Annotated in this window: 22 protein-coding genes; 7 read left to right on the plus strand and 15 right to left on the minus strand. The window is 52.7% G+C overall.

The features are described from left to right. Nucleotides 1-259: 259 nt before the first annotated feature. The 12 genes from DFQ01_RS00595 to DFQ01_RS00650 form a co-directional block, all read right to left on the minus strand. Nucleotides 260-1,870, minus strand: a complete 1,611-nt coding sequence (locus DFQ01_RS00595; RefSeq protein WP_110041937.1) for an NADH-quinone oxidoreductase subunit N — start codon at nt 1,868-1,870, stop codon at nt 260-262. 3 nt (nt 1,871-1,873) lie between these two features. Further along, on the minus strand, nt 1,874-3,493 hold the full coding sequence (locus tag DFQ01_RS00600; RefSeq protein ID WP_110041938.1) for a complex I subunit 4 family protein: 1,620 nt from the start codon (nt 3,491-3,493) through the stop codon (nt 1,874-1,876). Beyond that, the gene (gene nuoL / locus DFQ01_RS00605) at nt 3,490-5,346 is read right to left on the minus strand and encodes an NADH-quinone oxidoreductase subunit L (protein ID WP_110041939.1); all 1,857 of its coding nucleotides are present in this window, start codon (nt 5,344-5,346) and stop codon (nt 3,490-3,492) included. The genes DFQ01_RS00600 and nuoL overlap by 4 nt, the downstream gene beginning before the upstream one ends. Before the next feature lie 7 nt (nt 5,347-5,353). Next, entirely contained in the window at nt 5,354-5,656 is a 303-nt protein-coding gene (nuoK, locus tag DFQ01_RS00610) for an NADH-quinone oxidoreductase subunit NuoK (RefSeq protein WP_110041940.1), read from the minus strand. A 1-nt stretch (nt 5,657) separates the two neighbouring features. After that, nucleotides 5,658-6,185 carry an NADH-quinone oxidoreductase subunit J gene (locus DFQ01_RS00615; protein ID WP_110041941.1) on the minus strand — a complete coding sequence of 176 codons (528 nt, stop codon included), beginning with the start codon at nt 6,183-6,185 and terminating at the stop codon, nt 5,658-5,660. Then, nucleotides 6,186-6,635, minus strand: coding sequence for an NADH-quinone oxidoreductase subunit NuoI (nuoI, locus tag DFQ01_RS00620; RefSeq protein WP_110041942.1), 450 nt, complete (start codon nt 6,633-6,635; stop codon nt 6,186-6,188). A 25-nt stretch (nt 6,636-6,660) separates the two neighbouring features. Next, the gene (gene nuoH / locus DFQ01_RS00625) at nt 6,661-7,674 is read right to left on the minus strand and encodes an NADH-quinone oxidoreductase subunit NuoH (protein ID WP_281271951.1); all 1,014 of its coding nucleotides are present in this window, start codon (nt 7,672-7,674) and stop codon (nt 6,661-6,663) included. Beyond that, nucleotides 7,674-8,780: an NADH-quinone oxidoreductase subunit D gene (locus DFQ01_RS00630; protein ID WP_110041944.1), complete on the minus strand. Its 1,107-nt coding sequence runs from the start codon at nt 8,778-8,780 to the stop codon at nt 7,674-7,676. Before DFQ01_RS00630 ends, nuoH begins: the two co-directional genes overlap by 1 nt. A 1-nt stretch (nt 8,781) precedes the next feature. After that, entirely contained in the window at nt 8,782-9,708 is a 927-nt protein-coding gene (locus DFQ01_RS00635) for an NADH-quinone oxidoreductase subunit C (protein WP_110041945.1), read from the minus strand. Between the two features lie 3 nt (nt 9,709-9,711). Next, entirely contained in the window at nt 9,712-10,224 is a 513-nt protein-coding gene (locus DFQ01_RS00640) for a NuoB/complex I 20 kDa subunit family protein (protein WP_110041946.1), read from the minus strand. Then, entirely contained in the window at nt 10,209-10,574 is a 366-nt protein-coding gene (locus DFQ01_RS00645; RefSeq protein ID WP_110041947.1) for an NADH-quinone oxidoreductase subunit A, read from the minus strand. The genes DFQ01_RS00640 and DFQ01_RS00645 overlap by 16 nt, the downstream gene beginning before the upstream one ends. Before the next feature lie 667 nt (nt 10,575-11,241). After that, the gene (locus DFQ01_RS00650; RefSeq protein WP_110041948.1) at nt 11,242-11,718 is read right to left on the minus strand and encodes a Dps family protein; all 477 of its coding nucleotides are present in this window, start codon (nt 11,716-11,718) and stop codon (nt 11,242-11,244) included. A gap of 151 nt (nt 11,719-11,869) precedes the next feature. Here DFQ01_RS00650 and DFQ01_RS00655 point away from each other — a divergent pair, with 151 nt between their 5' ends. Genes DFQ01_RS00655 through DFQ01_RS00685 form a run of 7 tightly spaced genes read left to right on the plus strand, consistent with a single transcriptional unit; the run spans nt 11,870 to nt 18,624 of the window. Further along, nucleotides 11,870-13,615 (plus strand): spore germination protein, encoded by a 1,746-nt coding sequence (locus DFQ01_RS00655; RefSeq protein WP_110041949.1) that lies wholly within the window; start codon nt 11,870-11,872, stop codon nt 13,613-13,615. A gap of 1 nt (nt 13,616) precedes the next feature. Next, a complete protein-coding gene (locus tag DFQ01_RS00660) occupies nt 13,617-14,783 on the plus strand; it encodes a Ger(x)C family spore germination protein (RefSeq protein ID WP_110041950.1) in 1,167 nt (388 codons plus the stop codon). Next, complete coding sequence (locus DFQ01_RS00665; RefSeq protein WP_110041951.1) at nt 14,780-15,007, plus strand: hypothetical protein; 228 nt, start codon at nt 14,780-14,782, stop codon at nt 15,005-15,007. Before DFQ01_RS00660 ends, DFQ01_RS00665 begins: the two co-directional genes overlap by 4 nt. Nucleotides 15,008-15,044: 37 nt before the next feature. Next, a complete protein-coding gene (locus DFQ01_RS00670) occupies nt 15,045-16,160 on the plus strand; it encodes a GerAB/ArcD/ProY family transporter (protein WP_110041952.1) in 1,116 nt (371 codons plus the stop codon). Then, nucleotides 16,157-16,387 carry a hypothetical protein gene (locus DFQ01_RS00675; RefSeq protein ID WP_110041953.1) on the plus strand — a complete coding sequence of 77 codons (231 nt, stop codon included), beginning with the start codon at nt 16,157-16,159 and terminating at the stop codon, nt 16,385-16,387. The genes DFQ01_RS00670 and DFQ01_RS00675 overlap by 4 nt, the downstream gene beginning before the upstream one ends. After that, nucleotides 16,336-17,520 (plus strand): GerAB/ArcD/ProY family transporter, encoded by a 1,185-nt coding sequence (locus DFQ01_RS00680; RefSeq protein ID WP_281271952.1) that lies wholly within the window; start codon nt 16,336-16,338, stop codon nt 17,518-17,520. The genes DFQ01_RS00675 and DFQ01_RS00680 overlap by 52 nt, the downstream gene beginning before the upstream one ends. A 12-nt stretch (nt 17,521-17,532) precedes the next feature. Continuing rightward, on the plus strand, nt 17,533-18,624 hold the full coding sequence (locus tag DFQ01_RS00685) for a GerAB/ArcD/ProY family transporter (RefSeq protein WP_110041955.1): 1,092 nt from the start codon (nt 17,533-17,535) through the stop codon (nt 18,622-18,624). Nucleotides 18,625-18,675: 51 nt separating this feature from the next. Here DFQ01_RS00685 and DFQ01_RS00690 read toward each other — a convergent pair whose 3' ends face one another. From DFQ01_RS00690 to atpD, 3 genes are all read right to left on the minus strand, one after another. Further along, a complete protein-coding gene (locus tag DFQ01_RS00690) occupies nt 18,676-19,479 on the minus strand; it encodes a tyrosine-protein phosphatase (protein ID WP_110041956.1) in 804 nt (267 codons plus the stop codon). A gap of 118 nt (nt 19,480-19,597) precedes the next feature. Continuing rightward, complete coding sequence (locus DFQ01_RS00695) at nt 19,598-19,996, minus strand: F0F1 ATP synthase subunit epsilon (protein WP_110041957.1); 399 nt, start codon at nt 19,994-19,996, stop codon at nt 19,598-19,600. Nucleotides 19,997-20,019: 23 nt separating this feature from the next. Further along, on the minus strand, nt 20,020-21,426 hold the full coding sequence (atpD, locus tag DFQ01_RS00700; protein ID WP_110041958.1) for a F0F1 ATP synthase subunit beta: 1,407 nt from the start codon (nt 21,424-21,426) through the stop codon (nt 20,020-20,022). Between the last annotated feature and the right edge of the window lie 70 nt (nt 21,427-21,496).

The raw sequence follows: 21,496 nt of genomic DNA on the forward strand, positions 1-21,496 counted from the left end.
TTCTATTCCCGGACGACTATTCCCCCTCCATACTCCACATGGCTGATTAAGCCTTATTCATCCATATGGCGATTGTGATGTCCCTATGAGAAAACTTTAATCGAGCGAAATTGTTCTTTTTTGTAAACTTAGAAACTTATACATGTTAGGTGATCCATACTCTTGTTTAGCTTGTCTTGAATAAACATGGTAAAGAGCGCCCCGTGGCAGCAGCAGATCCATGCTCCCAACTAGGCGCTCTTCGTTTGTTGTAAATGGTTTATCGCAAAATAAGCAGGTCGCCCACGACCGAGAAGACGTGCTCGAACCAATGCAGCAGACCGTTCGGATAAACGCCAAGCACAAGCGTCGCCGCGGCGCACAGCCAGACGACAATGCCGGATGCCGCAGGCACATGAACAGGCTCATCGCCTGACGAGCGCATGAACATTTGACGGACGATACCGAAGTAGACGTAGTAGGATATGACGCTTGTGCCCGCCATGATCGCAACCAGCCAATACGCATGCGAGCTTGCCGCGCCCATCATGACGAACAGCTTACCGAAGAAACCGCCTGAGATCGGCAGGCCTGCGAGTGATAGAACGAAGATGATCATCGCCCCCGCGGTCCAAGGCGCTCGATGATATAACCCTTCGAACGAACGCAGCTGCACGCTGCCATCCGCATCCCGACGCGAGCCTGCCACTATCGACAGCACTGCGAAAGCCCCGATGTTCATGCACAAGTAAGCAGCCGCGTAGAAGAACAGCTCTGCTGCATTATTCGAATGGACGCCATAGAAGGACAGTCCGATCGGCGCAATCAAGTATCCGGCATTCGCAACACCCGACAGCGCAAGCAGCCGTTTCATATTGTGCTGCCTTAGCGCGCTCAGTGTACCAACGATCATCGCGCAGGCCGCAACAGCCAGTACTGCCCGGAACAGATCGTGCCCGATCGTGCTCCCGTTCGATAGACTTTCGGGAAAAACAACATTGTAGAACAGTCGGAACAACGCCACTGCAGCTGCCGTCTTCGAGACAACCGCGAGGAAAGCACTCACCGGTGTTGGTGCACCTTCGTACACATCCGGCGCCCAAGCGTGGAAAGGCGCTGCCGCGATTTTGATCCCGAAGCCCGCCGCCATGAAGAAGAATGCCAAATAAATAAGTCCGCGGAACGACTCTACCGCTTGTGGCAGGCTGCTGCCAATCTCACCGACGTGGGTGGAACCAGTCAAGCCGTATAAATAGGACATCCCGAATAGGATAAAAGCCGATGAGATACCGCCGGTCACGACGTATTTGAACGCCGCTTCGGCCGGCTTCGCAGATACTTTCTCTTCTGAGGATGCCGCCTGCGCCGTAAGCGCTCGACGTGCTCGCAACCCTACCAGCACATAGGTGGAGATGCTGAGCAGCTCAAGGCCGGTGTACAGCGTTATGAGATCACCCGTCGACGTCATCAACATGGCACCGGCTGTCGCAGGCAGCATCAGGTAGTAATACTCCCCTTGATGCACCAGCTGTCCGCTCGAGCCTTGTTTCATCGCTCCTAGACTCCACAAGACGATAAGCGCCGCCGCCGTCAGCAGCAGCAGCTTGAACATGGCGCCGAAATCGTCGATCCGGTAGTTATCGTTCAGTAAGCCAAGCGCCTCGCTAGCCAGCGATTGGTCCGCCTGATGCTGTATCCGCCAGACGACACTAACGAAGGAGCCAAGCAGCGAAGCAAGCGACAGCCAGCCGATCAGCGACCGATCAACTCGCCGCGGGAGCAGCAGATCCAACATAATAAGGACAGCCATCATTGCAATGAGAATGAGCTCGGGGGCCATATGTCCCGCATCGGCCCAAGTCATCGCCTGCAGCGTTCGTTCGTAAGCCATGCGTTACCCCCCTACCCTCAAGTTCAATTGCTCCAGCATCGAATCGAAGCTGTGATGCAGCTGCTCCGTCACGAATGACGGATAGATGCCGAGCAGCACGACGAGCGCAAGCAGGACAACAACCGGCAATGCTTCAATGAACCGCGCATCATGGACGCTCTCGAAACGCGGCTGCATGGACCCGAAGCTCACGCCCATCACAGCCCGCAGCACATAGATCGCTGTCAATATGATGCCGAGCACCGCAATGGACGCGATCGCCTTATGCGAATCGAATACACCAAGCAGTGACAGCAGTTCGCCAACGAAACCGGATAAACCCGGCAGTCCGAGGGATGCAAGGCCTGCGGCGAGCAGCGCTCCGGACATGAACGGCATCGTCCTTGCCAAACCGCCAAGCTCATCCAGCTTCGTCGTACCGGTCCGTTCATAGAATGCGCCAAGCAGCAGGAACAGCAGTGCCGAGATTAAGCCGTGCGAGATCAGCTGGAACACGGCGCCCTGCAGGCCAATCACGTTCAGTGCAGAGAGGCCTAGCAGAACGATGCCCATATGGCTGAGCGAGGAATACGCGAGCACGAGCCGAAGCTCTTTTTGCCGGAAGGCGATGACCGCACCGTACAACAAATTGATAAGTCCGAGTATAGCGAGCAGCGTCGAGCATTTATCCGCTTGTTCCGGGAATAGGAAGAAGCCGAAGCGAATAAGGCCGTAAGCGCCCATTTTGAGCAAGATGCCAGAGTGAATCATGACGACTGGCGCCGGCGCTTCCTTGTGCACATCGAGCATCCACGTATGGAACGGTACGATCGGCAGCTTGATGCCAAAGGCAATTAGCAGCAGGACGAACAGCACCGTCTGCATCGTACCGGACAGATAGAACGGATTCTCACCCGCCTGCGAAAGCTGGTTCGCATAAGCCTGCGGGTCCGCTAGGTTCGCTGCAATGACATCATAGCTGCCACTATAGCCAAAATGCGCAACCCCCGCTGCAGTCTGTTCCAGCGTAAAACCGGCCGTTACAACGAGAATGACGAAGACGATGAGCATAATGGCCGAGCCCAGCCCGTTATACAGCAGGAACCGAATCGCTGCCCGCTCCCGATCGAATAGCCCCCAGATGCCGACTAAGAACAGCATTGGAATGAGCGTAATCTCGAAGAAAATAAAGAAAAGCAATAAGTCCCGCGCGAGGAACACGCCAAGCATGCCGCATTCCAGTACCAATAACCAGAAGTAATACAGCTTCCATCGTTTTCGGATGGTGATGGAGGCAATCGCCGCCATCGAAGCTACAATCGTTGTCAGCAACACCAACGGCAGTGACAAGCCATCAAGGCTAAGCGAGTAGTCAAAATGCAGGTCGAAGTCGGCTTCGCCACCGACTGCTGCTTTATCGAGCGGGATACTGATCCACGTCGACTGCTCGTCGTAGGCTGTACCCGACTTGCTCGGATCGTAGTCGATGTACAGCATAATCGCCAAGACGAGCGGAAGCAGCGTAGCAATGACGGCCGTCCAGCGCAGCAGACGCATTCGCTGGGAAGGCAGCGCCAGCAATACTACCGCGCCTAACAGCGGCGAGAAAACAAGAAAGGAAAGAATCGGCCAATCGATCGTCATGACCAGAACCTCCTTCCAGCGAATACGACAATGACGATAACAAGACCGATAACAGCGGCAAGGCCATACGTCTGAACTTGCCCGTTCTGCAGTGAGGCGGTCGTTCGGCCCAATCCCGAAGCAGCAGCGGCGGTTAATCGGACAACACCATCTACAACGTAGCGGTCAAACAATCGAACACCTTGGCTGAGTGCACGATAGGGACGTACGAACACTGCCGCATACAGATCGTCGATTCGGCAGCCCTGCTCCAGCAGACGCGTTACGCGCGGCATTGCCTCTGCGATGGTACCTGGACGGATCGTTCGTTTGACATAAGCAAGCCAGCCAATATAAATGCCGAGCAGCGACACGGCTGCACTGATGATCAACACTGTTGGACTGCTGCCGTGTGTGACCGAATCATCACCGGTCAGCCAGCCGCTGAACCACTCGTTCCATGGCGTATCGACGAAGCCAGCTCCAACGGCCAATACAGCGAGCAGCGCCATTGGAAATACCATTACGGATGGTGATTCATGCGCATGATCGGCGTCGGTCGAGACCTTGCCCGCGAAGACACGGAAGTACAGACGAGACATATACAGCGCCGTTAAGAAGGCACCCACGATACCTACGACGAACAGGAACGGATTATCATCCAGCGCAGCCGACAGAATCGCATCCTTCGACCAGAAGCCTGAGAACGGCGGTACGCCTGATAATGCCAGAGCCCCAACGCCGAACAGGATTGCGGTCATTCGCATCGGTTTGCCCAGTCCGCCAAGCTCCCGGATATCCTGCTTCGCAGTCGCGTGAATCACACTGCCTGCCGCAAGGAACAGCAGCGCCTTGAAGAAGGCATGCGTCATCAGATGGAACATGGCGCCCGTCATCGAGCCAACACCAAGCGCAAGCATCATATATCCGAGCTGGCTAATGGTCGAATAGGCGAGTATTCGCTTAATGTCGTGCTGAGCCAGCGCAATGGTTGCCGCGAACAATGCGGTGAAGGCACCTACATAAGCCACAGTGTTCATTGCAACCGACGATGCCTCGAACAACACGAACGTCCTAGCAATAAGGAAGACACCTGCCGCAACCATCGTCGCCGCGTGGATGAGCGCACTGATTGGCGTCGGACCTTCCATCGCATCCGGCAGCCATACATGCAGCGGGAATTGACCGGATTTGCCTACTGCTCCTATAAAGATGAGCAATGCGATCAGGGTTACGATACCGTCATCGACGACACCCGATTGGCCAAGAAATACGTTCTGGATGCCCGCGAAGTCGAGCGCATGGTTCGGCATGTACCAGAACAGCAAAATAACCGCCAGCAGCAGACCGGCATCGCCGATGCGGGTGACGATGAACGCCTTCTTCGCGGCAGCCTTCGCCTCCGGCTTCTGATACCAGAAGCCAACAAGCAGGAAGGAGCACACCCCAACCAGCTCCCAGCATATATAGAGCATCAGGATGTTATCGGCTATGACGAGCCCTAACATCGAGCAAACGAACAGCGATATGTAGCTGTAGAAGACGGTCAATCGCTCATCCGTTTTCATATAACCAGCCGAATACACGCAGACGAGGAAGCTGACGAGCGATACGATCACGAGCATCAGTGAAGTCAAATGCGTAATCTCATAGCCGATCGACAGCGTAAGGCCATTGATTTTGATCCAGTCGATCCGATCCTGATATTCAATCCCCTCGAACAGCACGAGAATGGACAAGACAAGCGAGCAGAGCGTGCCTACGGCCCCGATGTATGGTGCCCAGCCTCTCATTCCGCGACCAAACGATAACAGCACCAGGAATGCCGCTAACGGAAAAAGAGGAACCAGCCACGCCGCCTCTGAATATGCCATTGTACGCTCACCTCCTTAACTCATCGAATTCATCGGCCTTCACCGTGCCTCTTGCACGGAACAGGGCGATCAGTACCGCAACACCGACCGCTGCCTCAGCAGCAGCGACTGCAATCGTGAATAAAGCGAACACTTGGCCGGTTAGCGATGGAACCGCTCCGTATTTGGAGAACGCGACCAGGTTCAAGTTCACGCTATTTAGCATCAGCTCGATTGACAGCAGAACGACGACGGCGTTCCGTTTAACGAATGCGCCATATAGGCCGATGCAGAACAGAATCGCCGCCATCGTTAAGTAAGATGCAAGCATGCTACTCCGCCTCCTTCTTCGCCAAGACGACAGCGCCGATAAACGCGACGGTCAGCAGCACGGATACGATCTCGAACGGCAATACTTGATTGTGGAACAGCAAGACGCCTATCGCGGCCGTATTGTCTTCTTCCGGAACCATCCTGCCGCCGTCCATGCCCGTGAAATCCGCATCGCGGATCGCGTAGAACAGCAGCCCGAACAGCGCAAGCGCTCCAACCGCTGCGAGCGTCTCCTTCAGCGGCTTCACCGCCTCGGCCGCCGCATCACGATGATTCGTCATCATAATGCCGAAGATCATTAGAATCGAGATCGCTCCTGCGTAGATCAGCACTTGGACGAACGCCAGAAACTCTGCATCGAGCAAAATATACATGCCGCCGACGCCTAGAAACACAGCAGCCATCGACATGACCATATGAACGACCTTCGAGGTGCTGATCATCAGCACCGATCCGGCAATAATAAGCACAGCGAAGACGAAGAACGCTGCGTATCCGCCGTCGAAATTAAATGTGAAGCCGTTCATTCATTTGGCGCCTCCCTTCTGCGGCGCTCCAATGTTGTTGTTGTCCTCGCGAACGCGCGTATTGTTGTCCGTCAGCCACTCCCGGTCCTTATACAGCTCATCACGGCTGTACGCGGCCAGCTCGAAGTTGCCGGTCATCACAATCGCCTCGGTTGGACAAACCTCTGTACATAGGTCGCACAAGATACATATTTCGAAATTAAGATCAAACGTATCGATCACTTTCCCTTTCTTCTCCGGGTCAGGGTTCGGCTTGCCGGTCAGCGTAATGCATTCCGTTGGACAGATGCGCGCACACTGGTTGCAAACGATGCACAGCTCCGGTATAAAATGCTGAATGCCTCTATACCGCTCCGGCATCATATAAGGCGTATCGGGGTACGAGGTCGTCACTTTCGGAGCGGTCAACGCTTTCAGCGTGACGCCCATTCCTTTCAACATCCCTTTCATACCGCAAGCCTCCTAAAGGTTAGATCTAGCGCTGGAACAGCTCATAGAAGAGCGCTGTTAAGAAGATGTTCACGAGCGACAGCGGAAGCAGCAGCTTCCAGCCAAGGCCCATCAGCTGATCGATACGAATGCGCGGCAGCGTTGCACGCAGCCAGAACAGGAAGAAGACGATAAAGGCGAACTTCAGCGCGAACCAGATGATGCCCGGTATAAAATCAAGGAACGGCGCCGGCGCGTGCCAGCCACCGAGGAACAGCGTAGTTGCAAGGCCCGCTATCGCATAGACGTACACATATTCCGTCAGCATGAAGAAGGCGAAGCGGAAGCCGCTGTACTCGACATGGTAGCCGGCCACCAGCTCCGACTCTGCCTCCGGCAGGTCAAATGGCGTCCGATTCAGCTCGGAGATTGCAGCGACGACGAAGACGGCGAAGCCGATGATCTGGGGCAGGAAGTTCCAGTCCCAGAACCAGCCGCCGGACTGCGCATCGACGATGCCGCGCAGATTGAGCGTCCCGCTCATCATGACGACGCCGGTAACGGAGATGACAAGCGGAACCTCATAGCTGATCATTTGCGCAGCGGAGCGCATGCCGCCGAGCAGCGCGTATTTGTTATTGGACGCCCAGCCGCCAAGCACGATGGCTAGCGTGGATATGCCCGAGAGCGCCACATAGTAGAGCAAGCCGACATTCAGGTCGGCGAAATACAGCTTTTGCGTATAGGGGATAACAGCCAACACGGCAAAGCTCGGAATAAAGGCCAGCACAGGGGCGAATACGAACAACAGCCGGTCTGCTTTGCGCGGAATCGTATCCTCCTTGATGAGCAGCTTCAGAATATCGGCAACCGACTGCAGCAGCCCAAGCGGGCCGACCCGGTTCGGACCTTGACGATACTGCATCCAGCCGATGACTTTGCGCTCGAAATAGATCGCATAAGTAACGAACCCGAGCACAACGAGCATGAGCACGACGCCCCAGAGAAACACGACCAGCGCATCGTACCAGGTCACAGGAGATGACGACAGCCAATCCATCAGGCATCAACCTCCCCGACGACAATATCAATGCCGCCCAGAATCGTAATGAGGTTAGTCATCGTCTCGCCGACCAGCAGCTTCGGAAGAATTTGCAGATTTACAAAAGACGGCCGTCTGAACTTGAGCCGGTACGGCTCTGCTTTGCCCTTGGACACGATATGACAGCCGATCTCGCCGCGCGGCGATTCGATCGCCACATAGGACTCGCCTGCCGGCGGACGAATCGCACGCGGCACCTTGCCCATCGTCTCGCCGCCTTCGGGCATTTGCTCAAGCGCTTGTCTGAGGATGCGGAGGCTCTGGCGAATTTCTTCAAGGCGAAGTAGGTAACGATCATAGCAGTCCCCATTCTTGCCGACAGGCACGTCGAACTCGAAGCGGTCGTACAGACTGTAAGGCTCATTGCGGCGCAGATCCCATTGGACCCCCGTACAACGCAGGTTCGCACCGGACAAGCCGTAACGAATCGCCGTCTCGGCATCGTAACGGCCGATGCCTTGGATGCGGGACAGGAATATTTCATTGCCCGATACGAGCCGATCGTATTCCTCGATCTTCTTCTCCATGTACGGAATGAACGCCCGTACTTTATCGAGCCAGCCAGGGGGAGCGTCCCACTTCACCCCGCCTACCCGCATGTAATTGTAGGTCAGACGGGCACCGCTCAGCTCATTGAACAGCTGCACGATCGTCTCCCGATCACGGAAGGCGAACAGGAACGGGCTCATCGCGCCGATGTCGAGCAAGTAGGTGCCCCACCAGACGAGATGGCTCGCCACACGCTGCATCTCCATTACGATGAGACGAAGAAACTCCGCCCGTTCGGGTACCTCGAGCCCCATCATTTTCTCCACGGCGTGGCACAGTACGTAGTTGTTCGTCATCGCGGACACATAGTCCATCCGATCAGTGTAAGGGATGATTTGCGTAAAATTCAAGTTCTCCGCGAGCTTCTCCGTTCCTCGGTGCAAGTAGCCCATGACAGGCGTTGCTTCGGTGATGATCTCACCATCGAGCTTCACGATAATCCGAAACACGCCATGCGTACTCGGATGCTGCGGACCAACGTTCAACAGCAGTTCTTCCGTTCGTATCGCGCCCACGTTACACCTCCGGATCAAGCGGCTCGTAGTCTTTGCGCAGCGGATGGCCAATCCAATCATCCGGCATCATAATGCGCCGCAGATCCGGATGGCCTTTGAAATGGATGCCTAGCAGATCGTATATTTCTCGCTCATTCCAGTTGGCCGTCTCCCACACAGGAGTTACAGAATCCAGTACCGGATCGCTGCGGTCAGCGCGCGCCTTCAGCGCATAACGTTGGCCGCTGGCCATATTCACAAGGTGATAGACGACTTCCATATGTGTCTCGTAATCAACGCCAGACACATTGCGCAGATAGCTGCAACCCAGTGCCTCATGCGCGTGAAACAGCTCTGCCGTCCGCCGCAAATACGGCGGACGAATAACAAGCGTCGGCATGTGCGAGCCAAGCTCGTTCACATAAGCCTCCTCGATCGCGTCCACGTCCACGAGCTCGCGGACGAGCGCCGCTGCCGCGTCCAGCTGCGGCTGCAGCGGCGACGGCTCCTTCGGCGCAGCCGGCGCGGCATCGGCCGCTGCACCAGCTGCGGCACGCGGAGCCCGCGCTGGCCGCTCGGCTGGCGCTGCTGGCGCAGGCGCACCGCCTTCGGCGCCGCCCGCTTCCGCGGCAGCTTTCGCCGCTGCACGCGCCGCTCTCGCCTCGGCCGCCGCTTGGCGCTTCGCCTCGCGCTCTGCCTCCGCCGCCGTCGCTTCGCTTGCCGCGCCCTCGCTCGCCGGCGCTGGGGCTTCGCCCTCAGCCTTAACCCCCACCTGCGCAGCTTCGCTCTGCACCTTATCTACTGGCGCTTCGCTGTCAGCCTTATCAGCCTCTATGACCTTACCATCAGCCTTATCTGCTGCTTCACTGGCCTCGCCTTCAGCCTTCTTCTCTACCTCACCCGTTTCCCTCGACGTCACGTCCTTCGTATCCTCTTGATGCTCGCTCATGCCTTAAGTCACCTGCTTCCCAGTCTTCGCCTCATAGCGAATCTTGTGCTGCAGCTTATTTATCCCGTAGATGAGTGCCGCCGGACTCGGCGGACAGCCAGGAATATATACGTCGACAGGCACGATCTGATCGACGCCTTTGATGACCGCATAAGACTTCACATAAGGTCCGCCCGCCGTCGCGCAAGACCCCATCGCAATGACCCACTTCGGCTCTGGCATTTGGTCGTAGAGACGGCGAAGCAGCGGTCCCATCTTTTTCGTAACCGTTCCCGAGACGATCATAACGTCTGCCTGCCGAGGCGATGTGCGGAACATGACGCCGAACCGGTCAAGGTCATAGTGCGACGCGCCCGTCCCCATCATCTCAATGGCACAGCATGCAAGCCCGAACGTCAGCGGCCACAGCGAATTGCTGCGCGCCCACGCCTTGACCTGCTCCAATGTTCCGAGAAACACATTACGTTCCAGCTCCTGTCGCTCTTCCTGCGTAATCCAATCTAAATTGAATTCCATGTCAGCACCTTCTTCTTCCAGGCATAGGCAAGACCAAGCACGAGCATTGCAGCGAACAACAGCATCTCCACCATCGCAAAAAGGCCGAGCTTCTTATAAGCAACGGCCCATGGATATAGGAAAACGGTTTCTACATCAAAAATAACAAACATAAGCGCATAGTGATAATAGCGCACGTTGAACCGAACTTGTCCTTCCCCCACAGGTTCGTTGCCACTCTCGTACGTTGCTTGCTTCGGATCGGTAGGTTTAGAGGGACGAAGCAGACGGCCGACAGTAAGAGCAGCTACAGGCAGTAGAATTCCTAACAAGATGAAAATCGCAACGACGATGTACTGATTCATGTACATATTCACCCGTTCACCTCCATTAGTCATAGCTAGCTACAACGTCTGAACACGACGAGCAGGGCAAAAAATTCCTTCATAATTATAACAAAAGCTGTTACTAGCGTCTATGAAATACATTTCTGTATCCCTCTTACGCACAACTCCTTCGTGCCATCCTCGAAAGCACGCAGGCCGCTCCAAACAATAAGTCGACAGTAACGTACTCGTCTTGTATCCCTATTCGCCAGAAGGACGGCTTATGCCTGCTTGTTCCGAATTGAAATTCCCTGCTAGGCCCGCCCAAATAGACAGGGTATGCTTCTCAGCGCCTTGCATCAACTGCAAGACTTGCGCAACTGGAACTTGAACCTACTGTTGTCTCTACTCTTACGTTTGCAGCAGCGCTTATCTAGTCGGAATTTTTCCTTTTCTATGCCTAAAGGTTGTATTGGAGCTTATCAACCCTTGTTAGCGTCAAAATGGGCCGAATTCCCCGCCATAACCTCAATAGCAACCGCCACGCACTCGAACCTCGCATTTTCGATAAAATAGCCGCCGTGGCAACCGCTAGATGCACCGCTTCGGCATTTGCAGTAGAAAATAGAATAGCTGCAGAAAAAAGAGCGCTCCCCAAGGCTTCCCCAAGGAACGCTCCTTCACCATGTTCATTATCCAATTCCTCGCACGTTCATCCCAAAAAAGCACGCAGCATCCAAAGATGCTTCTGAACCTCTTCCCTGCGCGTAATGAGCAGATCAGCTGTTGGCGGGTCTCCCGCTTCATCCGCAAGCGCTGCCCCTTCGCCAAGCCTGTCCGCAATGCCGGCAAAGTCGTCAGCAAGTGACCGCACCATCGCCGTTGCATCTTCACTGCCAGAAGCCTCGGTTACCTTCGACTGCTCAAGAAAAGCCTTTATGGTCGACACCGGCTTGCCGCCGAGCGCCAAGATTCGTTCTGCCACTGCATCAACGAACAACGATGCTTCGTTATACAGCTCCTCGAATTTGACATGCAGCGTATAGAAATTTGGCCCCTTTACATTCCAATGGTAATCATGCAGCTTTACATACAGCACGCTCCAATCAGCCAATTGGCTGTTGAGTACCGCGACAACGCTGCCGCCTTGAGCCGACTTGTCCCTCTCTGCTGTTACTTGATTTGCCATTATCCCATTCTCCTTTCGGCCTACTCGTACGTCGTTCCCGAACGCACAAGTCTCAGCATGTTAAACAAAATTAGCATTTATTACATTCCCATGTATTATTCAACTGGAAAAATGAACAAAATAACGACAAATCAGGTACGGGGAGATGCCGATGACACATCCAAAAGACGAACGAAGCATGCAACCAGATACAGGCGCTGCTCCGTCTTCTGACGCAGTGCCCGATAACGGGAACCAGTCAGCGAATAGCTCGAGCTCCGATAATCACAATCAGGCTCAGCCAACAGCACAGCAGCAGTCGTCGCAAGGACAGTCATCTGATTCGAACCTGACGCCTGCCGCTTTCAAACCGGGTATCCAAATGGAGCCGACGCCCTCTGTCCAGGAGGTTCTAGACCATCAGCGGCAACTGCTTGGAAAGCCTGTAGCTAATAAGCTGCAAGACAATATTGATACACTGCGTGAGCTGTATAACGACTGCTCGGACATCATCATTCACGAGTTCGATATTCTGAACGGTCCAGCAGCTGCTCTTGCGTATATAGATGGTTTGAGTGACATGCGTTTGATCGATACGCACATCTTAGCCCCGCTGCAGCAAATTGGAACTGCTGGTTCGCGCGACAAAGATCCTATCGTCAAATGCGTGACCATCTCGGCCATGCTCGAAGCGGCGGATTTTCAAATTGTATCTGACAAAATCAGCTACGGACATGCCGTCTTGCTTATTGACGGGATTACATCCGCACTTGTGTACGATGTGATCAACCCAATTATTCGTTCAATCGAAGAGCCGGAAGCAGAGACGGTCGTTCGAGGCCCTCGCGAGGGCTTCGTTGAGTCGATACGGACAAATTCGACACTACTGCGGCGCCGCTTGCATACACCAGCGCTGAAGATGAAGCCTGTCTTCATCGGACGCTACACAAAGACGGCTGCTGTCATCACTTTTATAGAGGGAATCGCAGATCCGAATCTGGTCAAGGAAATGGAAGGCCGACTATCCGCCATTGATGTAGACGGGATGACGGATACGTCTCTAATCGAAGAATGGATCGAAGATAACCCTTTCTCACCATTCCCTCAATTGATGTCCACGGAACGGCCGGATGTCGTCACTGCCCATCTGCTCGAAGGCAAAATTGCGTTAATTGCGGATGGATCGCCCGTTGCACTCATCGCTCCCGCTTCACTCATGAGCATGATGCAATCGCCCGAAGACTTCTACCAACGTTCACTCGTTGCAACCGCAATTCGGTGGCTGCGAATGCTGTTTTCTTTGATAACGATATTCGGACCTTCCTTCTATGTCGCCGTGCTGTCGTATCACCAAGAGATGCTTCCTACCTCGCTGCTGCTTACGATTGCAGTATCACGAGAGCAGATCCCTTTTCCCGCGCTCGTTGAGGCGCTGCTTATGGAAATCACATTCGAAGCGCTTCGAGAGGCGGGCATTCGGCTTCCGAGGCAGGTTGGCTCTGCAGTAAGTATCGTGGGCGCTCTCGTTATCGGACAAGCCGCGATTTCTGCAGGCATCGTCTCATCGCCAATGGTCATGGTTGTTGCCATTACGGCTGTTTCGTCGTTTCTAATTCCGAACTACTCGCTGGGCATCGCCATTCGGTTCATCCGATTTCCGATCATGCTCTGTGCAGGTGCACTCGGACTATATGGGATCGTCCTTGCAGCGCTCGTCATTCTAATCCATCTTATGACGCTGCGTTCATTTGGCGTCCCTTATCTGTCGCCGCTATCCCCAATGCAGACGAGCCAGCTCAAGGATACATTAATTCGTACATCTAGCCCGAATGCCATTACAAGACCACATCTAACGGGGTCCTTCTTCAATCGTGTACGGATGCGTACGGCGTTATATAAGGCGAGGAGGAATTCATAGCATGCGCCATCCTTATCGCAAACTGTCTATATTGCTGTGCAGTATGGTACTGCTAACGGGTTGCTGGGATCGGATGGAAATCAACGATCTTGCCATTATTACGGCAGCTGGCATTGATCTAACCGACAATGACCGTATCAAGCTTTCGGTGCAGCTGTTCGTTCCGAGCCCTCCGAATTCTGAGCAGTCCTCATCCGGGCCATCCAGTGGCTCCAACAATAAGACAGTTGTTAGAGACGCGATTGGAATAGATATGGCCGACGCCACGGCGCGATTGCAAGAGAGGCTGTCGAGGAAAGTGTTCTGGGGGCAGGCGGACGTGTTTGTCTTTGGCGAGAAGCTCGCAAGAAAGGGCATTAAGGAGCCGCTTGACTTCCTTACACGCCACCCGCACCCGCGTGAACGCGCCAATCTATTCGTTAGTGAGGGGGAGGCGGAGAATGTACTGAAGTGGAATACGCCGATTGAACGCAACAGCGCTGAATCCCTGCGGGAAATGGCCGTTCTACGGACAGGCTTAAATATATCGATTCTACAAGCGATAGAGGAATTGTCCGAAGAAGCACATACGGCGGTTCTGCCTATCGTTCGTATCCTGCATAAGGAGGGGGAGGCGTCCCCTTTCATTAGTGGCTCAGCGACCTTCCGAGATTTGCGGATGGCTGACAAGCTTAACACGACAGAAACACGCGGACTTCTCTGGCTGCGTAACGAAATCAAATCGGCAACAATCACTTCGCCGGCTTATCCTGGCGCTGAGCCTGCATCTGTTTATTTGTTTCATGCCAGCTCTAAGCTTGTCCCCTCCATTCACAATGATGAATGGCGTATTCGTGTCATTATCGATGCAACCGGCAATTTGAACGAGAACGCGAGTGATTTAGATACGACCAAAGAAGCTAACGTCTTGAAGCTGCAGCAAGCCTTCAAACAAACACTCCAGAAACGAATCGAGGAAACGGTTAAGAAGGCACAGCAAAGCGGTGTGGACTATCTTGGCTTTGCAGAGCAGTTCTATCGCCATTATCCCAAGCAATGGCGTAAGGACAAGAGCAATTGGGACGTGCTGTTCCCCAAGGTAGTCGTCAACTACGATATTCGACTCGTCATTGCACGCAACGGTCTGACGGGTAACAACAAAACCTTGCAGCAGGACGGTACGCCATGATGCATGTAATGTTCCTGTCGTTTGTAGCGCTTGTTATCGGCGTCATTGTCAGGCTGGAATGGCCTTCCTTGCAGACGACAGCAATGAAGTCAACGTATTTGATCATTGTCATAACGGTGTTCGTCATAACCGTTACAATTACATTCATGCCGGAACTGCCAGGCCCATTGCAAGGCATAAAAGCGTTGTTCAAGCCGCTCACTGCGGCTTGGATGAGTGAGTAACCAAAGAAAAGCACGATTCGGAATTGGAGGGGTCACTATGGAACGGGGGCAGGTATCAGCGGCACAGGTTGCTGTTCTATCCTTTACTGCAGTAACGGCAACGTCGCTGCTTACAGCGCCTACGGTTGTTAGTTCTGTTGTCAAACAAGATGTGTGGCTGTCGCCATTGCTGGCCCTTCCTATCGGATTCCTCATTGTATGGCTCATTGTCAAATTAAATCAGATCTATCCTGACCAGACACTCGTTCAATACTCGATGAAGCTGCTTGGCCGTCCATTAGGCATTGCAGTTAATTTGATATATCTGTTCTTTATCATCCACACAACGGCATACGTACTGCGCCAATTTACCGACTTCATGAAGCTGACCTTCTTGTTCACGACGCCTGCCTTCGTCGTTGCGAGCAGCATGATACTTGTGTGTGCACTTATCGTTCGAAGTGGAGTTGAGATTGTCGTAAGGTTTCCCATGCTGCTTCTGCCGGTCGTCCTGTCGCTTATTCTAATGGTCTATATGCCCAGCATCAAAGATATTAACCTCCATAACTTCGAGCCCGTCTTAAGCGAAGGATTAGTGGCACCATTAAAAGGGGCGTTTAGGCTTATGTCGTGGGTGCCAGTGTTTACCTTTATGAACTTCTACCTGCCTTTCGTATCGAACAAGCGGCATGTGCTCTGGTGGGCGTTTGGTTCCGTTACTATTTTTACTGCAATTGTGTTCACCACTTTTGTTATGGTCTATGCGATCATAGGTGCTGCAACACCCATTTACGTCTATCCGTTTATGGTGCTTGCGCGGTTTATTAGTTTAACCGAGTTCTTCGAGCATCTGGAGTCACTTGTCATGATGGTATGGGTGATCGTTATTATCGTCCGCATCTCGTTTGGCCTATATAGTGCTTCATTGGGGCTCGCGCAATGCTTGGGGTTCCCTTCCTACCGTCCGCTTGTACTGCCAATCAGTATGATCATGGTACTGTTGAGCTACTGGAGCGTTTCGAATGTTGAATTCGTATTCTCGCCTGAATTCATCATTTACTACCTGATCTTCGGTATCGGTTTACCTGCATTGCTTCTAACATTGTCGACGATCCGACAGCGGTTCAGCAAACCGCACAATGGCCAAGATGAACAAGGAGAATATAACGTATGAATCTCTCGAAAACCCACATTGCTGTCGTCACCTTGGTTGCTATTGGCATGTTGCTATTTGATTGGCGGGGGCTTACAGATATTCGGACGAAGATCGCTTATTTCTCGTTATATATTCCTGGGTTTACACTCGCTATTCTGCTGATCATTTATCCGAATCTGCCTGGCCCTGTTCAGTGGATGCGGCCGCTGTTCGCGCCGCTTGCCAAGCTGTTATTCAAATCGTAGTACGTAGGAGTTATTCGATCATCAAGGAGAGATGCGATATCGAAGTTGGAAAAATATCCTCGGCTCAGCTTGCCTGTATGCTGTTTCTATCGCTGCTAGCAACAGCTACACTAACCTCTCCTGCAATTGCATACAGCATCGCACATACCGATATGTGGATGACGCCGATGCTCGGCTCTTTGGGTGGACTTGCTACGATATATATCGCATCCGTGCTTCATCACCGGTATCCAGGCAACACCCTTATCCAATACAGCGAGCTCATTCTTGGCCGTGTGATCGGCAGGTTGATTAGCCTTACGTTCCTTATTGTGTGCCTGATGATGAATGCGAATCAGCTTCGACAGTTTGCCGAGCTGATGAGCTTGGCCTTCATGACGAACACACCGATAGTCGTGTTTGCTAGCACCATGATATTGGTCAGCTCGATCGCCGTACGATTGGGCGTCGAGATCATTGGCCGATTAGCGCTCACCTTCACGCCATTGATCGTTGGTATCGTCGTTGTGCTCATTCTTCCACTCCTTAGTGAGATGGAGCCCGATCAAATTCTTCCCTTCATGGATCAAGGGTTTTCTCCGATTATCCGTGGTTCGGTTGCGCTGCAAGTCTGGTTTCCCATGTACATCTATGCATCGATGTTTCTGCCCTACATCTCGGATCTGAATAAAGCGGCCGGTCGCCTCTATTGGACCATAGGCTGGTCTGTCGTCACATTTATGCTGACATTCTTCTATGTGCTAATGGCTTTAGGCGCAGCTACCAGCTTCTTCTCCTATCCGTTCCTGCTGCTCAGCCGTTATGTATCGATTGCGAGTTTCATGACACATCTCGATTCGCTCATTATGATTGTATGGGTAATCGACGTGTTCGTTCGAACGATCGTCATGTATTACGCTGCTGTCAGCGGACTAGCGCAATGGTTTAAGCTTCGCTCATACAAGCCGCTTACGCTGCCAGTAGGGTTAATCATCATTTTGCTTACCTTCTGGTCGATACCCGATGCGACAACCTATAACGAGAGTCTTGGTCAAGTCGTCATTTACTACTACATCTATGGCCATCTATGTATCCCAATTGTGCTGTATATTATTTCACTGCTGAGAGGCGGCAAGCCAGCGGTCCAACCATAAGGAGGTGCAGTCATGCAGCAAACGAAAATCTCACCCGCCCAGGTCGCCAGCTTATTGATCATGGCGGTATTGTCCACCTCTATGTTGTCTGCCCCCAATTTTGCCTTCAGGGAAGCAGGTAGAGATATGTGGATCTCGGCTATCCTCTCACCTGCTTTCGGTTTTATCATCCTCTTTACGGTCGTTGCGCTGCATCGTATTTTCCCCGGACGTAATCTGATTCAATACAGCGTCAATATTCTGGGTGCTCCGGTTAGCAAAGCATTGGGGCTGTTGTTCCTCTTCAATGCTCTTTTACTTAACGGCAGTCAAACGAGACAGTTCATCGACTTTATGTCGCTCAGTTATTTCACCCGAACGCCAAGCATCGTCTTTACGTTAAGCATCACACTTGTTGCTGCTCTTGCCATCCGCAGCGGCGTAGAGATCATATCCAGAATAGCAGGGCTGCTTGCGCCGATCAGCATTTTCATCGTGCTTATTATCATACTACCGTTGACGTATTCCATCGATCTAGAACGTCTCATGCCTGTTATGGAACATGGTTTCAGACCAATTGGACGAGGAGCAATGGCGCTTAATTTATGGTTTTCCATGTTCGTCTACTTAACCTTTTTCCTACCGCATGTAACTTCAAATAAAGGCATGCTGCGATGGGGTTCGATTTCCGTCACAACTGCAGCTCTCTGCTTCATCTTCTCATTCATCTATACCTTAGGGATAATGGGCAGTGCACTTAAGGCGTTCACCTATCCATTCATGGTCATAAGCCGATATACGCAGGCCTTTGAGTTTCTTGCCCATCTGGATTCCCTTGTTATGCTGTTCTGGGTGATAGATGTATTCCTTCGCGTGTGCATGACCTACTATTGCGTAGTCGTTGGCTTCGCACACCTATTCGGCCTGAGGGATCATGTTCCTCTTATCCTGCCGGTTGGTGTAATTGTCACGCTCTTTACCTATTGGTCCTATCCGAACACCATTGTTTTTGCCAGCTCTGGCTCTTTGGTGGCGGTCAGCTACACGATCTTTAATTTTATCTATCCGCTGATCCTGTTAGCAGCGGCGAAGCTGCGAGGCTTTGCAGCACAATCATCGAATTAACAAAGACTGCAGCCGCTTATTCGCGTTGACTGCAGTCTCATTACATGCACATTATTTTCTTAACCCGAACAGCTGCTTTACCTTGCTCCAAGCTCCTTCAGTTGCAGCAGTCGTAACTGCTGCAGGCTGAATAGAAGCATTATCGAGGAGCAGCTGCGCATTTCTTTTATAATAATGAACGGCTTGCACACCCATCTTCTCCTGAATACGCTCGTAGGCTTCTCTTAGGCCAAAGCTTCGCTTCGTCGCATGATGCGCATCGGACGCCACGAAATGAATAAGCCCCTGGGCGCACATCATCCAAGCAGCCTTCTCAACCCCTCGGCCAAAAACACCGGTAAGTGCATGAGCCGTTACTTGTGCCAATGCACCGTTATCCACGAGCCTTCTCAGTTGCTCGGGGTCATTCGCTAACTCACGATTACGCTCAGGATGGGCGATGATCGGGATAATACCCTTCAAGATCAGCTCATATACGAGCTCCTCTGTGCCTTCCGGTACTCGACTGGATGGCAGCTCAATCAGCATGTATTGGGTATATCCCAGCGTCAATAATCCACCCGTCTCGCCTTCATCCCAGCGATCAAGCAAATCTTGATGGACACGGATTTCTTGTCCCGAATGAACCTGCAGCGGAATGCCAGCCAGTTTCAATCGCTCATTCAACTGCTCCGTCAATGACTCTACTTGTCTATGATCATTCGGATTATTATAAAGCTCATGGGCATGATGCGGTGTTGCGATAACCGTTGTGATTCCATTCTCTACAGCATTCCTAGCAAGCTCCAGCGCTTCGTCCCAATTCGTTGGGCCATCGTCAATTCCAGGTAGGATATGATTATGAATATCGATCATAGCTGTTCTCTCCGATCTGCAACTATGTATAGCAATAAGCAATAAGTATTTTGGATTATAACACAAAACACCGCCAGGCTTAAGCTTGGCGGTGTTTCTATACAAGAGAGGCAAACGATTATTTGCCGTTTACATTGATACGGTTGATCGCACGCTGCAGAGCAAGTTCTGCGCGCTTGAAATCAACATGGTCGGCCTTTGCATTCAGACGATCTTCAGCACGTTTCTTCGCAGCTTCTGCACGCGCCACATCGATCTCGGAAGCGAGCTCAGCGCTCTCTGCCAGAATGACGACTTTATCCTTGCGGATCTCGATGAAACCGCCGGATACAGCGAATTCCTCCGTTGCGCCGTCTTTCTTCACGATAACTGGTGCAATGCGAAGTGGAGTAACGAGCGGAATGTGGTTCGGCAAAATACCGAGCTCACCGTCTGCGCCCTTTACGCTCACCATGTTAACTTCCTGTGCGTAAACTTTGCGCTCAGGCGTAACGATTTCTAGTAAAAGGGTACTCATTTGGCTTCCTCCCGCCTAACGCCTTACAGCGTTTTAGCTTTCGCCACTGCGTCTTCGATCGTACCAACGTTATGGAACGCGGACTCTGGAAGGCTGTCATGCTTGCCGTCGAGAATCTCTTTGAAGCTGCGAACCGTATCTTTGATTGGTACATACACGCCTGGGATACCGTTGAACGGTTCTGCAACGTGCAGCGGTTGGGACAAGAAGTTCTGGATACGACGCGCACGAAGTACGATCAGCTTGTCTTCTTCAGACAGCTCATCCATACCGAGGATTGCGATGATATCGAGAAGCTCTTTATATCGCTGCAGAATTTTCTTAACGCCTTGCGCTACTTGGTAGTGCTCTTCGCCAAGGATTTCTGGAGTCAGGATACGGGACGACGATGCAAGCGGGTCAACGGCTGGGAAGATACCCATTGCCGCGATGCTGCGCTCAAGGTTAGTCGTCGCGTCCAAGTGAGCAAACGCCGTTGCTGGAGCCGGGTCCGTATAGTCATCGGCAGGAACGTAGATTGCTTGAATGGAAGTAACGGAACCTTTTTTCGTCGACGTGATACGTTCTTGCAGCTGGCCCATCTCCGTAGCGAGCGTTGGTTGGTAACCTACTGCCGATGGCATACGGCCGAGCAATGCGGATACTTCGGAACCTGCTTGCGTGAAACGGAAGATGTTGTCGATCAGCAGAAGCACGTCACGGCCTTCTTCGTCACGGAAATATTCAGCCATTGTCAGACCTGTCAGTGCTACGCGAAGACGTGCACCTGGAGGCTCGTTCATCTGACCGAATACCATCGCCGTTTTGTTGATAACGCCGGAATCGCTCATCTCGTGGTAAAGGTCATTACCTTCACGAGTACGTTCGCCAACGCCGGCGAATACGGAGATACCGCCGAGCTCTTGTGCGATGTTGTGGATCAGTTCTTGCAGCGTTACCGTTTTACCTACGCCGGCACCGCCGAAGAGGCCGATTTTACCGCCCTTCGCGTATGGAGCCATGAGGTCGATAACTTTGATACCCGTAACGAGCATCTCTTGCTGCGTCGAAAGTTCTTCGAACGTTGGCGCTTCGCGGTGAATTGGGTTTGCAATCGAACGGTCTACCGTACCGCTGTTATCGATTGGATCACCAAGTACGTTGAATACGCGGCCCAGCGTTGCAGGACCTACTGGTACCGTAATTGCAGCACCCGTATCAACAGCTTCCGTACCGCGAACCAGGCCGTCCGTGGACGACATTGCTACGGCACGAACCATATTGTCACCAAGGTGAGTTGCAACTTCAACCGTCAGGTTGATGTCGACTTCGCCTGGGTTTTGAGCTTTCTTCTCAATCTTGATTGCATTCAGGATATCAGGCAGTTGGCCATTGTCGAATGCAATGTCAACAACCGGACCCATTACCTGAACTACGCGTCCCTTGCTCATTCCTGTACCTCCTTATGGTTGTCATTCGCGAGACCTCTTTACCGCACCACGGTCAAGCAGTGCGGCCTGT

The organism is Paenibacillus cellulosilyticus (assembly GCF_003182255.1).
In the GTDB taxonomy this organism is placed as follows: domain Bacteria; phylum Bacillota; class Bacilli; order Paenibacillales; family Paenibacillaceae; genus Paenibacillus_T; species Paenibacillus_T cellulosilyticus.